Origin of the sequence: Gallibacterium genomosp. 3 (assembly GCF_001678475.1) — a bacterium.
Lineage (GTDB): Bacteria > Pseudomonadota > Gammaproteobacteria > Enterobacterales > Pasteurellaceae > Gallibacterium > Gallibacterium faecale.
Map to the genome: position 1 here is coordinate 1 of NZ_JTJR01000029.1, position 16,385 is coordinate 16,385.

Here is a 16,385-nt window from a genome sequence, read left to right on the forward strand (position 1 = left end):
ATTTTGTCTACTATACCTAGATAAAAAAATACCGAGCTTTAAGCTCGGTATTTTATTCAATGCGAAGTCTTTACTCTTCGTTCATATTTAACATTTCAGCAAGATTCGCTACTGCTTCTTCTGCACTAATTGCTGGCTCTTCTACTGCTACCGCATTAACACTCGCCGCTGCATGACGTTTTTTCGCTCTGCTTTGGTGATATGCAAAACCAGTACCAGCTGGGATTAAACGACCAACAATCACGTTCTCTTTCAAACCACGTAACTCATCACGTTTTCCAGCTACTGCTGCTTCAGTAAGCACACGCGTTGTTTCTTGGAACGATGCTGCTGAAATAAATGATTCTGTCGCTAATGACGCTTTAGTAATACCAAGCAATTCACGTTCGAATTCAACTAAAGGTTTACCTTCTGCTGCACGTTTACGGTTAACAACCTTCACACGAGCAACTTCAACTTGTTCACCTTCAAGGAATTCTGAGTCATACGCATTAGTAATTACGCATTTACGTAACATTTGACGCACGATAACTTCGATATGTTTATCATTGATTTTTACCCCTTGTAAGCGGTAAACATCTTGTACTTCATTAACGATATACTCAGTTACGGCACGAACGCCACGTAAGCGAAGAATATCATGTGGTGATTCTGGGCCATCAGAAATAATATCCCCACGTTGTACCATTTCACCTTCAAATACGTTGAGTTGACGCCATTTAGGAATCATTTCTTCGTATGCTTCACCTTCACTTGGTGTAATCACTAAGCGACGTTTACCTTTGGTTTCTTTACCAAATGAAACGATACCAGAGATTTCAGCCAAAATAGCTGGTTCTTTCGGTTTACGAGCTTCAAATAGGTCTGCAACACGTGGTAGACCACCAGTAATATCCTTAGTACCAGAAGATTCTTGTGGAATACGTGCTAAGGAATCCCCGATATTCACTTCTGCATTATCGTCTAAAGTAACAATCGCTTTACCTGGTAAGAAGTATTGTGCTGGTACTTCTGTACCCGGAATTAAAATATCATTACCGTTAGCATCAACAAGTTTTAATGCTGGACGAAGATCTTTACCTGCGGTTGCACGTTCACCCACATCTTGTACTACGATTGATGAAAGACCTGTTAATTCATCAGTTTGACGAGTTACAGTTAAGCCATCAATAATATCGACAAACTTCACAAAACCTTTTGCTTCAGAAACAACTGGCATTGTGTGTGGATCCCAGTTTGCTACGGTTTCACCGGCAGTAACTTCATCACCATTCGCTTTATTTAAAATCGAACCATAAGGTAATTTATAGTGTTCTTTGGTACGACCAAAAGTATCAATTACAGTTAACTCAGTATTACGTGAAGTAATCACAAGTTTACCTTCTTGATTTGTTACAAACTTAGCATTTGTTAAACGAATGGTACCTGTATTTTTCACTTGAACACTAGATTCTTTCGCTGCCGCAGATGCCGCACCACCGATGTGGAATGTACGCATGGTTAACTGTGTACCTGGCTCACCGATTGATTGTGCTGCAATAACCCCGATTGCTTCACCTTGGTTAATTAAGTGACCACGAGCAAGATCACGACCATAACATTTCGCACAAACTCCGAAATCAGTATCACAAGTTACAACTGAACGTACTTTAATGCTATCTACTGAGTGTTTATCGATAACTTCACACCATTTTTCATCTAACAGTGTATTACGAGGAATCAATACGTCTTCTGTACCTGGCATAAAGACATCTTCTGCCGTTACACGACCTAATACTAACTCTCTCAAGCTAACTTTTTCATCACCACCTTCAATTAATGGTGTCATCACAATACCTTCGTGAGTACCACAGTCATCTTCAACAACAACTAAATCTTGTGCTACATCAACTAAACGACGGGTTAGATAACCTGAGTTAGCTGTCTTCAATGCGGTATCCGCCAAACCTTTACGTGCACCGTGAGTTGAAATAAAGTACTGAAGAACGTTCAACCCTTCACGGAAGTTCGCAGTAATTGGGGTTTCAATGATCGAACCATCTGGACGTGCCATCAAACCACGCATACCTGCTAACTGACGAATCTGAGCTGCAGAACCACGCGCCCCAGAATCAGCCATCATAAAGATGCTGTTAAATGAGCTTTGTTTTTCTAACTCACCATTGCGATTAACCACTTCTTCAGTAGAAAGATTTTCCATCATCGCTTTTGCAACACGTTCATTTGCAGCTGCCCAAATATCGATAACTTTGTTATAACGTTCGCCGGCGGTCACCAAACCAGAGTTAAACTGCTCTTGAATTTCTGCAACTTCTTCTTCCGCAGAGGCAATGATTTCGTATTTCTTCTCTGGAATCACCATATCATCAATACCAACTGATGAACCAGAACGTGCTGCGTATGCAAAACCTGTGTACATAATTTGGTCTGCAAAAATTACGCTATCTTTCATACCTAAGCGACGATAACTTTCGTTAATCAAACGAGAAATCGCTTTTTTACCTAAAGTTTGGTTAAACAAGCTAAATGGCATACCTTTTGGTGCAATCATCCATAAGATCGCACGACCAACAGTGGTATCAGTTAATGTTGTTTTAGCTTCAAATTCACCATTTGCATTTTTCTCATATTCAGTAATACGTACTTTCACACGAGAATGAAGTTCAGCTTGTCCAGTGCGGTATGCTTTTTCTGCTTCACGTGGGTCTTGTAATAACATACCTTCACCTTTACCGTTCACTTTTTCACGGGTCATATAGTAAAGACCTAATACCACGTCTTGTGATGGAACGATAATTGGATCACCGTTTGCTGGTGATAAGATGTTATTGGTTGACATCATTAATGCACGAGCTTCTAACTGTGCTTCTAATGTCAATGGCACGTGAACCGCCATTTGGTCTCCATCGAAGTCCGCATTGAATGCTGCACAAACAAGTGGGTGCAACTGAATTGCTTTACCTTCAATTAAGATTGGTTCAAATGCTTGAATACCTAAACGGTGCAATGTTGGCGCACGGTTAAGGAGAATTGGGTGTTCGCGGATAACTTCCGCTAAGATATCCCATACAATCGCATCTTCACGCTCAACCATCTTCTTCGCTGCTTTGATAGTTGATGCTAAACCACGACTTTCTAATTTTGAATAAATAAATGGACGGAATAATTCCAATGCCATTTTCTTAGGTAAACCACATTGGTGTAAACGTAAGTAAGGACCTACTGTAATTACAGAACGACCTGAATAGTCAACACGTTTACCTAATAAGTTTTGACGGAAACGACCTTGTTTACCTTTGATCATATCCGCTAATGATTTTAATGGACGTTTATTTGATCCAGTGATTGCACGACCACGACGACCATTATCTAATAACGCATCCACAGACTCTTGTAACATACGTTTTTCATTACGCACAATAATATCTGGCGCAATTAAGTCTAAAAGGCGTTTTAAACGGTTATTACGGTTAATAACACGGCGATAGAGATCATTGAGATCAGATGTCGCAAAACGACCACCATCAAGAGGTACTAATGGACGTAAATCTGGTGGTAAAACTGGTAATACAGTTAATACCATCCACTCTGGTTTATTTCCAGATTGGATAAATGCTTCTAATAGTTTTAAACGTTTAGTGATTTTTTTACGTTTAGTTTCTGAGTTAGTTTCTTGTAATTCTTCACGTAAAGTTTCACATTGGTGCTCAAGATCCATATCACGAAGTAAGGCTTGAATAGCTTCTGCACCCATCTTCGCTTCAAATTCATCACCCCAACGTTCTTCCGCTTCTAAGAACTGTTCTTCAGTCAATAATTGACCTTTTTCAAGATCAGTCATCCCTGCTTCGATCACAATGTATGATTCAAAGTAAAGAACACGTTCAATATCACGTAATGGCATATCTAATAATAGACCGATACGAGATGGTAATGATTTTAAGAACCAAATATGCGCAACAGGAGAGGCTAATTCAATATGCCCCATACGCTCACGACGAACCTTAGCTTGAGTAACTTCAACACCGCATTTTTCACAAATAACACCACGATGTTTTAAACGTTTATATTTACCGCATAAACATTCGTAATCTTTAACTGGTCCAAAAATTCTTGCACAGAATAGACCATCACGCTCAGGTTTGAATGTACGATAATTGATAGTTTCTGGTTTCTTAACTTCACCATAAGACCATGAACGAATCATGTCAGGAGAAGCTAGACCAATTTTAATCACATCAAAATCTTCTCTTGATTTAGATTGTGTTTTTAAAAACTTAACTAAGTCTTTCACAGATTTGCTCCCATCGGAGTTAAACTTTATTCAAGTGCGGAAAGCTCCGCACTTGCGCTAATCTTATTGGCTGAATTATTCAGCTTCCTCATCACCCAAATCAATGTTGATACCCAAAGAACGAATTTCTTTAAGTAATACATTAAACGACTCAGGCATACTTGGATCCATCTCATGCGTACCATCAACGATGTTTTTATACATCTTCGTACGACCATTGACGTCATCTGATTTCACAGTCAACATCTCTTGTAGAGTATATGCTGCACCGTATGCTTCTAGTGCCCATACTTCCATCTCACCGAAACGTTGACCACCAAATTGAGCTTTACCACCAAGCGGTTGTTGCGTAACAAGACTATATGAACCCGTTGAACGAGCATGCATCTTATCATCTACTAAGTGGTTAAGTTTCAACATGTACATATAACCAACGGTTACTGGACGCTCAAATTTTTCCCCAGTACGACCATCATAAAGGGTAATTTGTCCTGATGTTGGCAAGCCTGCTAATTCAAGCAAACCTTTGATTTCTTTTTCTTCCGCACCATCAAAGACAGGTGTCGCAAGCGGTAAACCTTTACGTAAGTTTTGCGCTAAACGCATCACTTCTTCATCTGTAAATGTACTGAGATCAACTTTTTGACAAGCATCACCTAAATCATACGCTTTTTGGATATATTCACGTAATTTCGCGACTTCTTGTTTCTCTTTAATCATACGATTAATTTGATCACCAATACCTTTCGCAGCAAAGCCTAAGTGAGTTTCAAGGATCTGACCAATGTTCATACGTGATGGTACCCCTAGTGGGTTTAACACGATATCAACTGGCTGACCATTTTCATCATAAGGCATATCTTCTATTGGATTAATCTTAGAGATAACCCCTTTGTTACCATGGCGACCCGCCATTTTATCACCCGGTTGGATTTGGCGTTTTACTGCAAGGTAAACTTTAACAACTTTTAATACACCCGGAGCAAGATCATCGCCTTGAATAATCTTATTACGTTTAATTTCTAACTTACGATCAAACTCTTTACGCAATTCATCTAGCTGTTCAGAAAGTTGCTCTAATTGAGCTTGTTTTTCTTCATCAGCAAGAGATTGCTCAAGCCATTTCATACGATCTAATTTTTCAAGTTTCTCTTCAGTAAAGCCATTTGCTAATAAAAGAGAACGGACTCGAGTAAATAGACCTGCTTCAAGGATATCTAATTCTGCAGTTAAGTCTTTCTTCGCTTGTTTTAACTGCATTTCTTCGATTTCTAATGCACGTTTATCTTTCTCAACACCATCACGAGTAAAGACTTGAACATCAATAACTGTACCTGAAACACTATTTGGTACACGTAATGAAGAATCTTTAACATCAGATGCTTTTTCACCAAAGATCGCACGGAGTAATTTCTCTTCTGGAGTTAATTGAGTTTCACCTTTTGGTGTCACTTTACCCACAAGAATATCGCCGCCTTTCACTTCAGCACCGATATAAACGATACCTGATTCATCAAGCTTACTTAATGCAGCTTCGCCCACATTTGGAATATCTGCTGTAATTTCTTCAGAACCTAATTTGGTATCACGTGCAATACATGAAAGTTCTTGGATATGAATAGTGGTGAAACGATCTTCTTGAACAACACGTTCAGATACTAACATTGAGTCTTCGAAGTTATAACCATTCCATGGCATGAATGCCACACGCATATTTTGTCCTAATGCCAACTCACCTAAGTCAGTTGATGGACCATCTGCTAATACTTCACCACGACCAATTGGTTCGCCTAATGACACACATGGCACTTGGTTAATACAAGTATTTTGGTTAGAACGTGTATATTTGGTTAAGTTATAAATATCAATACCCGCTTCGCCTGGGATAGTTTCATCTTCATTTACTTTCACTACGATACGAGAGGCATCAATATATTGAACATAACCACCACGTTTCGCAACAACAGTTACCCCAGAGTCAACAGCTACTGCTTTTTCAATACCAGTTCCAACTAATGGTTTATCTGCACGTAAAGTTGGTACCGCTTGACGTTGCATGTTTGCTCCCATCAATGCACGGTTCGCATCATCGTGCTCTAAGAATGGGATTAATGCTGCCGCAACAGAAACAACTTGTTGTGTAGAAATATCCATATAGTGAATATCTTCTGGACGATATAAACCAGATTCACCATGTTCACCACGTGCAGTAACAAATGTATCAGTGAAACGGAAATTCTCATCTAAGTTAGAGTTCGCCTGTGCGATAACATAGTTACCTTCTTCAATTGCAGATAAATATTCAATTTCTTCAGTAACCTGTCCGTTAACCACTTTACGATATGGAGTTTCTAAGAAACCATAGTCATTAGTACGTGCATAAACAGAGAGTGAGTTAATCAAACCGATATTCGGACCTTCAGGGGTTTCAATCGGACATACACGACCATAGTGTGTTGCGTGAACGTCACGCACTTCGAAACCAGCACGTTCACGAGTTAAACCACCTGGACCTAAAGCAGAAATACGACGTTTATGTGTTACTTCTGATAATGGGTTATTTTGGTCCATAAATTGTGATAATTGTGATGAACCAAAGAACTCTTTCACCGCAGCAGAAATTGGTTTTGCATTGATTAAATCTTGTGGCGTTACAGAATCAAGATCACCTAATGATAAGCGCTCTTTTACTGCTCTCTCAACACGCACTAAACCAATACGGAATTGGTTTTCTGCCATTTCACCCACAGAACGAATACGGCGGTTTCCTAAATGGTCAATATCATCTACTTCACCACGACCATTACGGATATCAATCAGTTTCTTCATCACTAAAATGATATCTTCTTTGCTGAGGATACCACTGCCTTCACCTTCTGGAATATCAAGTGAACGATTAAACTTCATACGACCCACAGCAGAAAGATCATAACGATCTGCAGAGAAGAATAAATTATCAAATAGTCCTTCTGCCGCTTCTTTTGTTGGCGGTTCACCTGGGCGCATCATACGATAAATTTCAACTAATGCGCTAAGACGATCATAAGATGGATCTACACGTAATGTTTCTGAAATGTATGGTCCATGATCAAGATCGTTGGTAAATAATGTTTCGATTGTTGTATAACCTGCTTGACTTAAGTTTGCTAACACTTCAAGACTAAGTTCAGCATTTGCAGGACAAATCACTTCTCCAGTTTCTAAGTTGACGTAATCTTTTGCGGCAACTTTTCCTACAATATATTCTGCTGGAACAACAACTTGTGAAATATTATCTTTTTCTAATTGACGAATATGACGAGCTGTAATACGACGTCCACGCTCAACATAAACTTTACCGTTAGCCTCAATATCGAAAGTCGCAGTTTCACCACGTAATCTTTCTGGGACTAAGGTCATTAATAATTGATTATCTTTAATTTCAAATACGATTTTATTGAAGAAAAGTTCTAAGATTTCTTCTGTGGTATAACCTAACGCACGTAAAATAATAGTCGCAGGTAATTTACGACGACGGTCAATACGTGCAAAGAGATTATCTTTCGGATCAAACTCAAAATCTAACCAAGAGCCACGATAAGGAATAATACGTGCATTGTATAAAATCTTACCTGAAGAATGCGTTTTACCCTTATCACTATCAAAGAATACACCTGGGCTACGATGTAATTGAGAAACGATAACACGCTCTGTTCCATTAATAACAAAAGTACCATTATCAGTCATTAATGGGATTTCACCCATATATACATCTTGTTCTTTGATATCTTTAACTGTACCTGGCGCAGCGTCTTTATCATAACTTACAAGGCGAAGTTTAACGCGTAGTGGTGCTGCATAAGTGGTGCCTCTGATTTGGCATTCTCTTACATCAAATACAGGCTCACCTAACTTATAATCCACATATTGCAACTCAGTATTTCCATTATTGCTCACAATTGGGAATACTGAACGGAATGCAGCTTCTAAACCTTGCTGACCTTCAGGATCTTTCTGGATAAACTTCTCAAAAGAGTCTAATTGGATAGTTAATAAATAAGGAATATTTAAAACTTGCGGACGTTTGCCGAAGTCTTTACGAATACGTTTTTTTTCGGTATAGGAGTAAACCATAGGTTCCTCTGCTTGCTGTTCAGACCCACAATCCACACACTCTCGCTGTATTATACAAGGTGGCAGTGTAAAATTGATACCGTTAGGATTGTTTTATATTAATAAAAACAATAATTTAAATTTAGTCGTTATCTGACTTCATTTGATAAAAAACTGTGAGTTTTAAACGGTAATTTCTCTCAGTTTCTGAAAGGCACAAAATGGCTGATGATAAAATCACCAGCCATTCTTGCTAAAAATCAAATAATATCAATTATTTAATTTCAACTTGTGCACCAGCTTCTTCTAACTCTTTCTTAAGAGCTTCAGCTTCTGCTTTAGCAACACCTTCTTTTAAGGTTGCTGGAGCTGATTCAACTAAGTCTTTAGCTTCTTTTAAGCCTAAACCAGTTGCACCGCGAACTGCTTTGATTACTGCAACTTTGTTAGCACCAGCTGCTGCTAAGATTACATCAAATTCAGTTTTTTCTTCAGCTGCTGCTGCGTCACCGCCAGCTGCTACTGCTACTGCAGCTGCTGCTGCAGAAACACCAAATTTTTCTTCCATTGCAGAAATAAGTTCTACAATTTCCATTACTGATTTTTCAGCAATTGCTTCAATGATTTGTTCGTTAGTTAATGACATAACAATCGTTTCCTAAAGTAAGTAAAATTTTTAAACCAATAAACTACTAATATTAAGCAGCTTCTTTTTGATCGCGAATCGCCGCAATAGTACGTACAAGTTTTCCAGCCGCAGCTTCTTTCATTGTACCCATTAAACGTGCAATTGCTTCTTCGTATGTTGGTAGAGTTGCTAAACGATCGATAGCTTTCGCTTCGATGAACTCACCTTCAAAGGCTGCGCCTTTAATTTCGAACTTATCGTTTGCTTTAGCAAATTCTTTGAACAAACGTGCTGCAGCACCTGGATGTTCGTTAGAGAATGCGATAAGTGTCGGACCTTTAAACGTATCTTTCATGCATTCAAATGCGGTACCTTCAACGGCACGACGTAATAAAGTATTACGTACAACACGCATATACACGCCAGCTTCACGAGCTGATTTACGTAATTCAGTCATTTTGTCTACTGTTACACCACGAGAATCCGCAGCAACAGCAGATAACGCACCCTTGGCAACTTCGCTTACTTCAGCAACAACTGCTTGTTTATCTTGAAGATTTAATGCCATTGGCTTTTAGCTCCTGAAATACATTTATCTAGTTTCCTAGACATAATAAAACCCAATCTGACAACTTAACAGATGGGGACGAATTTCGGTGCCAGAAGCAGAAAAATTCTTATCTGTACACCATCTACGCAGGATAATTAAGAAATTTCTTTCCCCTGCGGTCTTGGATGAGGCTTGAATAGGTCAAGCACCAACCAGAATTCTTGATAAAAAAGTCAAGGTTGTAGATTATAGAGATAACCTACAACAATGTAAAGCTGATTATAAGCTGTTTTGATCAACTTCTACGCCAGCGCCCATAGTAGTAGAAATGCTTACTTTCTTAATATAAACGCCTTTCGCTGTAGTTGGTTTTGCTTTATTTAAAGCAGCTAATAAAGCTTGTAAGTTTTCTTTGATTTGATCTGCTTCAAAGTTCACTTTACCGATAGTGGTATGGATAATACCATTTTTGTCATTACGGTAACGAACCTGACCAGATTTAGCATTTTTCACCGCTTCAGCCACGTTAGGCGTTACAGTACCCACTTTAGGGTTTGGCATTAAACCACGTGGACCAAGGATTTGACCTAATTGACCAACAACGCGCATTGCATCTGGAGAAGCGATAACAACATCAAAGTCCATTTCGCCTTTTTTCACTTGCTCTGCAAGATCTTCCATACCTACTAAATCAGCACCTGCTGCTTTAGCTGCATCTGCATTTGCACCTTGTGTAAATACAGCAACGCGTACAGTACGACCTGTTCCGTGTGGTAATACAGTTGCACCACGAACGTTTTGATCAGATTTACGTGCATCAATACCTAAGTTTACTGCAACATCAACACTTTCAACGAATTTTGCAGTTGCTAACTCTTTTAATAATGCTACTGCTTCATTGATTTCGTATGCTTTAGTTGAATCTACTTTGGCTTTAATTGCTTTCATGCGTTTGGTTAGTTTTGCCATTGATTAGTCCTCCACTACCAAGCCCATTGAACGTGCAGTACCTTCAATAGATTTCATCTTAGTTTCAATTGTTGCACCAGTCATATCAGCCGCTTTAAGTTCTGCAATTTCACGGACTTGTTGACGAGTTACTTTACCCACTTTATCTTTATTTGGTTTACCAGAACCAGATTTGATACCAGCTGCTTTTTTCAATAATACTGCTGCTGGAGGAGTTTTAGTAATGAAAGTAAAAGAACGGTCTGCATATACAGTAATTACAACTGGAATTGGTAAACCTTTTTCTAAGCTCTCAGTACGAGCGTTAAATGCTTTACAGAATTCCATGATGTTAACACCTTGTTGACCCAATGCTGGACCAACTGGTGGACTTGGGTTTGCCATACCAGCTGCAACTTGCAACTTAACGTAGGCCTGAACTTTTTTTGCCATAGTTTATTTCCTCGTTATGGGTGATATCGCCTTTCGGCTCCCCGTTGTTAAAAACACTAATGAAGTTTAGTGTAATACACAAAAATACGAGTAAGGATTGCTTGCTCGTAAAATAGGTTGCGAATTATACGTAAAACAGAATCTTTTGACAATTTAAATATTTAAAATAAATTCATTTTCTTCATCACTTGTTGTATGAATGAATCAACTTCTCTTTCTGAGTAACCCCTAGACATTAATAAAATATAAATACCCATCATTTTAGGCATATTTTCTCCAAAAATATACTTAATAACTCAAATAACTCATCATCTGTTTTATCTTTATGTACAAAAATAGTATGTCTAGTTATCTCATCATCCCTTGTTTCCTGCCTTAATTTTTTTGACGATTCAATCGCTTCATTTGCAACCATTAGCCCAATAATTTCTGCTACATCCCAAAATCCCTAATATTTACTCCTTAATTAACTAAATGCCATTATCATCTCCACTCTCTTCAACATCACCAATATCAACATCATCTTCTCCATTAGAAAATACAATTTTCGTTTGATATATTATTTTTTTATCAAAAATTCCCTTCTCTTCTTCTATTTCTTTATATGCTAACTGATAATTATACCGAATAGCATTGATTAATTTAATATAGTTAGAGGTATTATCAATAAAGATAATATCAGCATCTTGTAATTCAACTGGCAATAATAATTTAGAGCTGCTGTAGTCTAGTTCTGGTTCTCCAAGATATTTTAATTTTAGTTTTAATAGAACTGTAAATCCCTGTTCTTTATTTAAATTATATAATTTCTCTGCTATATCAATTGGAATATGAATATAGTGGCAGTTGTTTCTACGATTATTTAAACAAGGTAAAGAGTCTGACAATTTACTAACGGAAAGTTCTAGCTTTCCATAATCACTACTCGTATTACTACCTATATTTAGGTCACCAATATCAAAATAAAACGCCTCATCATCAATATACAGATTTTCTTCATCAAACGAATAATTATACTTTGAAATATTGAAAGGCATGATTTTTTGATAACTTATAGGTATAGTCGATATTTCATCTAAATATACTTTTGCTTTATCTACTACTTGTTGATAAAGAGCAATATATTTATCTTTATCCTTTAATAATCTATAATAATCAAAGTCAGAATCAGTTTTAATTTCCAGAATCTTAAAAATATATGCCAACTTATCCTCTTCTTCATATGAATTAATATTCTTATTCTCTATCATTATCTTAACAAGTTGAGTAATAGAAAGCTTTCTTTTTAATCCCACATCATATTTTTTATTATAAAAATAGTTAATATTTGGCACATATTTGATAAAACCATTTTGTTTATCATGTAAAAAATTAAATTTATGCTCTAAATCTAAAATAATTTCTTTCTTATCTTCTTTTAAGTCATTAGCACTAACAAATAATGAAACAGAAAGAAGAAAACTTAAATAAAATAGATCTTTAATAAATTTTTTAATCATCAATTTCTCCTTGAGAATGCATTTTCTGACATGTCCCTGAATTATAAATTTTCACTAGTTTTTCATATCGTCCTTGTGGATTTAGACGATATAAATCCATATCGTCTCTTACTTCTTGTCCCATTTTAGCTATATCTCTAGAGCTTAAATTTGCTTGATTAACTAACCTAGAAGCTTGTATTTCTATTTCTCTACTTGTTTTACCCATAGATAAATGATTTGCAGCAATAGAGCATTTTAAATAGTCTTTAATTTTAGCTGTATCTGAAAAAAAATGATTATAGACAAAATAAACCACTACAATCCAAAAAATTACCCCAAATATTCTACCAACAATATTTTCTATTCTTTTCAACATATAACCTCCTTAAAAAATTCTATTAAGAACGTAAAGCTCTACAAGTTACAGAATTATGTATTTCTAATATTTTTTTTCTATCCTGAGATAACTCTTTTCTAATCTCTTTATTAATTTCCAAAAACTCTTGTGAATCTATTCCTGATTCTCGAATCAATGGAACAAGCTTGGCTTTCGCTTTCTTTCCAACTTTTATTATTTCTTCTTCTGATGAAGCTAACATTTCAGCTGCTGTTGCACACTGTAAATATTCTACTATTTCAGGATAATCATCTGATAAGTCTGATGAGAAAAAGAAACTATAAACTCCATATACAGCATATCCAATACAGCATATGACAGCGAAACCTATGATAGACTCTATTTTTTCTTTCATTTTTTTCTCCTTTGATAAAAAAAAACATCAAAATATGTTATTATTAGTTTAATTAATATAAGCGTTTAGATGTATATCAAAATCACACTAAAAATTCTCTTTTTTCGAGTAAAATACCCCAAAAATAGGTGCATTAATGAAACTAAACCAAAAAATAAGAATACTTAGAGAACAGAATTTGTTAACCCAAGAAGAAATGGCCGATAAAATGAATATGTCTCTCAACGGTTACGCACGAATTGAAAGAGGAGAAACGAAATTACATCTTGATAAATTAGAAAAAATTGCAAAAATTTTTGATATGGACATTATTGAATTGATAACAACTGATAACAACAATATTTTCCTTATTAATGAAAATAGTCAATTAAGTTCCAATTATTATAACAACTCACCAAATATTGAAAACGAAAAACTCAAACTTATCATCATTCATAAAGACGAGTTACTAAAACAAAAAGAGAAAGAAATCCAAAAATTGGAAGAAATTATAGCTCTATTAAAAGATAAATTAGTTCAATAAAAAAGTGGCTTTTTGCCACTTTTTTATTGTTATAAGCAATAATTAAATAGTTTTTTCTACTTGACTAAACTCAAGCTCAACTGGTGTTGCACGACCAAAGATAGATACAGAAACTTTCAAGCGGCTCTTTTCATAATCTACTTCTTCTACTGTACCATTGAAGTCTGCAAAAGGACCTTCTTTAACGCGAACTTCTTCACCAGGTTGGAACATCGTTTTCGGTCTTGGTTTATCGCTATTTTGTTCTAAGCGATTCAAGATCATTTCTGCTTCACGATTAGAAATTGGTGCTGGATGATCTGGTGTTCCGCCAATAAAGCCCATTACACGTGGCACACTGCGTACTAAATGCCAGGTATCATCATTCATCACCATTTGAACTAACACATAGCCAGGGAAAAATTTTCTTTCACTTTTTCTACGTTTTCCACCAACATTTTCAACCACTTCTTCGGTTGGTACTAATACTTCGCCAAATTGATCTTCCATATTGTGCAATTTGATATATTCACGTAATACTGCCGCAACACGGGATTCAAATCCTGAAAAGGCTTGTAGCACATACCAACGTTTTTGCGTTGTATTTTCACTCATAATTTAGAACCTCAAGTTGGTGATAAAGTTGATTAAAGAAACAATTAAAGAATCTAAGCCCCATAATACTAATGAAACCACTACTGTCACTCCCATAACAATTAATGTTGTTTGAGAAGCTTCTTGACGGGTAGGCCAAATAATCTTTCTTAATTCGATACGTGACTCTTTTAAGAATGTTCTTGCTGTTGTGCCTTGGTTAGTGAATGCTGCCGCGGCTAAAGCTAATAACAATAATACTGCCATAACTGGCACACGGACAAATGCAGCAAATTGATCTTTAAAATAAATATTACCTACAGCTGCAACTAAGACTAAAATCACCGCAACAATCCACAATAATGCGCTGTTTGCTTTTTTAAATTTAAGCTCCTCATTCGAGGATGCTTTCTGTTTCTCAATTTCTGAACTCATTATGAACCTACATAAAACCTAATAAATAAAACTTATAGGGAGATTTTTAAGCCCGCAATTCTAGCACTTTATTGCTAGATTTCATACAAAAATTATCTGCTCTAATCAATTTTCAATCAGAATCAGATAAAAAGCGTTTTTATTACTCAAACCACAGGACGGCTACGATAAAAAAGTAAGCCTGGCAATGCAAGTCCAAAGACAATCGCAGCAAGGATAAAACCTGTTTTTACAAAATATTCTAATGCTTGTGCCAATAATTCTTCACTATAACTATAATGAGCAATTTGTACGATAGCGATCATTGCTTTGTAAGCATACACCCCTGGAATCATTGGAATAATCGCAGCAACCGTAAACACTTTTGGATGAGCAAGAAAACGTTGCGAGAGATAAACACCAATAAACCCAATTAATGCTGCGGCAAAAAATGTACCAAACACTAATGGTACGCCACAATAGCTAACTAAAATGGTACGAAAGCAATGTCCTAATGCTCCCAATGTTGCACAATATTTTAATGCTTTAGGCGGCACATTAAAAATTAATGCAAAACCAACCGCTGGGATAGCCGCAAATAACAGATCATTTAATAAGGTTAAAACCACATTCATTGTTAACTCCACGCATTAATATGTAAAACAGCTAATGCAAAAACAATGCCAATACAAGCACCAAAGGTAAGAACCGTTGCGACTGCCCAACGGCCAAGCCCCATATTTACATATCCCTTTAACACATCAGACAAGGCATTAATCAATGGAAACCCTGGTACTAATAATAAGACACTCGATGCTAATGCAATTTCAGGCTCATTACCCCAACTATGCAATAGTGCCTGCCCAGAAACACAAGAAGCCACAAATGCTGTAACCGCAAAATTAATCAATGGATTGTAGTGACGCTTTCCTAACTCCTGTCTGACAAACATCCCTAATCCAGACGCAAAGAACGTAATCAAAGAAATGATAACATCACCACCTGCCAATCTAGCAAAGCTTGCACAAGAAAGCCCCACCATTAATACAACAAACCAACGATTATATTTAAGTGGTTTTACTTCATCTAATTTCCTACGTACCTGATAGACATCATAAATTTTATGTTCAGCCGCAATCATAATCCGCTGTACTTGCGTAACCACTGCCATATTAATTCCGCTATCATAATTACGTCGTGTTGTCGTAATACATTGTTCTTGATGACGGGTGGTTAGCACAATTGCATTTGGTGTTAACGCAGCTTCAACTCTTTCAACGCCTAATGCGCGACCAAGGCGACAAGCAACCTGATCGACTAACGTACTTTCGGCACCATGTTGTAACATTAATAATGCAGCTTTTGCACATAATCGGGTGATTTCTTGCTGCATTTCATGCGATATTTCAGCCATATATATCTCTACCTTACAAAATCGAAGTTGGCATTATAAAAGAAACTTATCTTGCTCACTATGAATACAGATCAAAGATTAAAGTTAATTCTCAAATTAAATATTTAAAGCTGTGTACCTTCATCAGAATAAGCGATAAAATTACCCCACTTTGACAGAATAAGTTTCTATCAACCTACAAATATTCGTATGTTAGCTATCTTAGTAAAAATAAATAAGTAATAAAATCAATAAGCTAACTTTCTACGTAACAATAATTTATT

14 protein-coding genes are annotated in these 16,385 nt (G+C 36.6%); 1 reads left to right on the forward strand and 13 read right to left on the reverse strand.

Translation table 11 applies throughout. The features are described 5' to 3' along the window. Positions 1-70 precede the first annotated feature (70 nt). From rpoC to QV06_RS07565, 9 genes are all read right to left on the reverse strand, one after another. A complete protein-coding gene (gene rpoC / locus QV06_RS07525) occupies positions 71-4,294 on the reverse strand; it encodes a DNA-directed RNA polymerase subunit beta' (protein ID WP_065234232.1) in 4,224 nt (1,407 codons plus the stop codon). A gap of 75 nt (positions 4,295-4,369) precedes the next feature. Then, entirely contained in the window at positions 4,370-8,407 is a 4,038-nt protein-coding gene (gene rpoB / locus QV06_RS07530) for a DNA-directed RNA polymerase subunit beta (protein ID WP_065234233.1), read from the reverse strand. Positions 8,408-8,660: 253 nt separating this feature from the next. Further along, on the reverse strand, positions 8,661-9,032 hold the full coding sequence (gene rplL / locus QV06_RS07535) for a 50S ribosomal protein L7/L12 (RefSeq protein ID WP_065234234.1): 372 nt from the start codon (positions 9,030-9,032) through the stop codon (positions 8,661-8,663). 52 nt (positions 9,033-9,084) lie between these two features. After that, positions 9,085-9,582, reverse strand: a complete 498-nt coding sequence (gene rplJ / locus QV06_RS07540) for a 50S ribosomal protein L10 (RefSeq protein ID WP_065234235.1) — start codon at positions 9,580-9,582, stop codon at positions 9,085-9,087. Positions 9,583-9,843: 261 nt separating this feature from the next. Further along, entirely contained in the window at positions 9,844-10,533 is a 690-nt protein-coding gene (gene rplA / locus QV06_RS07545) for a 50S ribosomal protein L1 (RefSeq protein ID WP_065234236.1), read from the reverse strand. Between the two features lie 3 nt (positions 10,534-10,536). Next, a complete protein-coding gene (gene rplK / locus QV06_RS07550) occupies positions 10,537-10,965 on the reverse strand; it encodes a 50S ribosomal protein L11 (protein WP_039133696.1) in 429 nt (142 codons plus the stop codon). Between the two features lie 470 nt (positions 10,966-11,435). Continuing rightward, complete coding sequence (locus tag QV06_RS07555) at positions 11,436-12,464, reverse strand: hypothetical protein (RefSeq protein ID WP_065237608.1); 1,029 nt, start codon at positions 12,462-12,464, stop codon at positions 11,436-11,438. Beyond that, complete coding sequence (locus QV06_RS07560) at positions 12,457-12,822, reverse strand: hypothetical protein (RefSeq protein WP_065237609.1); 366 nt, start codon at positions 12,820-12,822, stop codon at positions 12,457-12,459. Before QV06_RS07560 ends, QV06_RS07555 begins: the two co-directional genes overlap by 8 nt. Positions 12,823-12,844: 22 nt before the next feature. Continuing rightward, positions 12,845-13,198, reverse strand: coding sequence for a hypothetical protein (locus QV06_RS07565; RefSeq protein WP_065237610.1), 354 nt, complete (start codon positions 13,196-13,198; stop codon positions 12,845-12,847). A gap of 136 nt (positions 13,199-13,334) precedes the next feature. Here QV06_RS07565 and QV06_RS07570 point away from each other — a divergent pair, with 136 nt between their 5' ends. After that, complete coding sequence (locus tag QV06_RS07570) at positions 13,335-13,721, forward strand: helix-turn-helix domain-containing protein (protein WP_065237611.1); 387 nt, start codon at positions 13,335-13,337, stop codon at positions 13,719-13,721. A 42-nt stretch (positions 13,722-13,763) separates the two neighbouring features. Here the strand turns inward: QV06_RS07570 and nusG are convergent, their stop codons facing one another. From nusG to QV06_RS07590, 4 genes are all read right to left on the reverse strand, one after another. Continuing rightward, on the reverse strand, positions 13,764-14,315 hold the full coding sequence (gene nusG, locus QV06_RS07575) for a transcription termination/antitermination protein NusG (protein ID WP_065234237.1): 552 nt from the start codon (positions 14,313-14,315) through the stop codon (positions 13,764-13,766). 3 nt (positions 14,316-14,318) lie between these two features. Next, positions 14,319-14,729 carry a preprotein translocase subunit SecE gene (gene secE, locus QV06_RS07580; protein ID WP_065237612.1) on the reverse strand — a complete coding sequence of 137 codons (411 nt, stop codon included), beginning with the start codon at positions 14,727-14,729 and terminating at the stop codon, positions 14,319-14,321. 146 nt (positions 14,730-14,875) lie between these two features. Next, positions 14,876-15,343: a threonine/serine exporter family protein gene (locus QV06_RS07585; protein WP_065234239.1), complete on the reverse strand. Its 468-nt coding sequence runs from the start codon at positions 15,341-15,343 to the stop codon at positions 14,876-14,878. A gap of 2 nt (positions 15,344-15,345) precedes the next feature. Then, positions 15,346-16,122 carry a threonine/serine exporter family protein gene (locus QV06_RS07590; RefSeq protein ID WP_065237613.1) on the reverse strand — a complete coding sequence of 259 codons (777 nt, stop codon included), beginning with the start codon at positions 16,120-16,122 and terminating at the stop codon, positions 15,346-15,348. Between the last annotated feature and the right edge of the window lie 263 nt (positions 16,123-16,385).

What these genes read in the sequence shown, in the direction of transcription:
- rpoB (WP_065234233.1), bottom strand. Translation starts at nt 8,407, where the DNA reads ATGGTTTACTCCTATACCGAAAAAAAACGTATTCGTAAAGACTTCGGC.
- rplL (WP_065234234.1), bottom strand. Translation starts at nt 9,032, where the DNA reads ATGTCATTAACTAACGAACAAATCATTGAAGCAATTGCTGAAAAATCA.
- rplJ (WP_065234235.1), bottom strand. Translation starts at nt 9,582, where the DNA reads ATGGCATTAAATCTTCAAGATAAACAAGCAGTTGTTGCTGAAGTAAGC.
- rplA (WP_065234236.1), bottom strand. Translation starts at nt 10,533, where the DNA reads ATGGCAAAACTAACCAAACGCATGAAAGCAATTAAAGCCAAAGTAGAT.
- rplK (WP_039133696.1), bottom strand. Translation starts at nt 10,965, where the DNA reads ATGGCAAAAAAAGTTCAGGCCTACGTTAAGTTGCAAGTTGCAGCTGGT.
- QV06_RS07555 (WP_065237608.1), bottom strand. Translation starts at nt 12,464, where the DNA reads ATGATTAAAAAATTTATTAAAGATCTATTTTATTTAAGTTTTCTTCTT.
- QV06_RS07560 (WP_065237609.1), bottom strand. Translation starts at nt 12,822, where the DNA reads ATGTTGAAAAGAATAGAAAATATTGTTGGTAGAATATTTGGGGTAATT.
- QV06_RS07565 (WP_065237610.1), bottom strand. Translation starts at nt 13,198, where the DNA reads ATGAAAGAAAAAATAGAGTCTATCATAGGTTTCGCTGTCATATGCTGT.
- QV06_RS07570 (WP_065237611.1), top strand. Translation starts at nt 13,335, where the DNA reads ATGAAACTAAACCAAAAAATAAGAATACTTAGAGAACAGAATTTGTTA.
- nusG (WP_065234237.1), bottom strand. Translation starts at nt 14,315, where the DNA reads ATGAGTGAAAATACAACGCAAAAACGTTGGTATGTGCTACAAGCCTTT.
- secE (WP_065237612.1), bottom strand. Translation starts at nt 14,729, where the DNA reads ATGAGTTCAGAAATTGAGAAACAGAAAGCATCCTCGAATGAGGAGCTT.
- QV06_RS07585 (WP_065234239.1), bottom strand. Translation starts at nt 15,343, where the DNA reads ATGAATGTGGTTTTAACCTTATTAAATGATCTGTTATTTGCGGCTATC.
- QV06_RS07590 (WP_065237613.1), bottom strand. Translation starts at nt 16,122, where the DNA reads ATGGCTGAAATATCGCATGAAATGCAGCAAGAAATCACCCGATTATGT.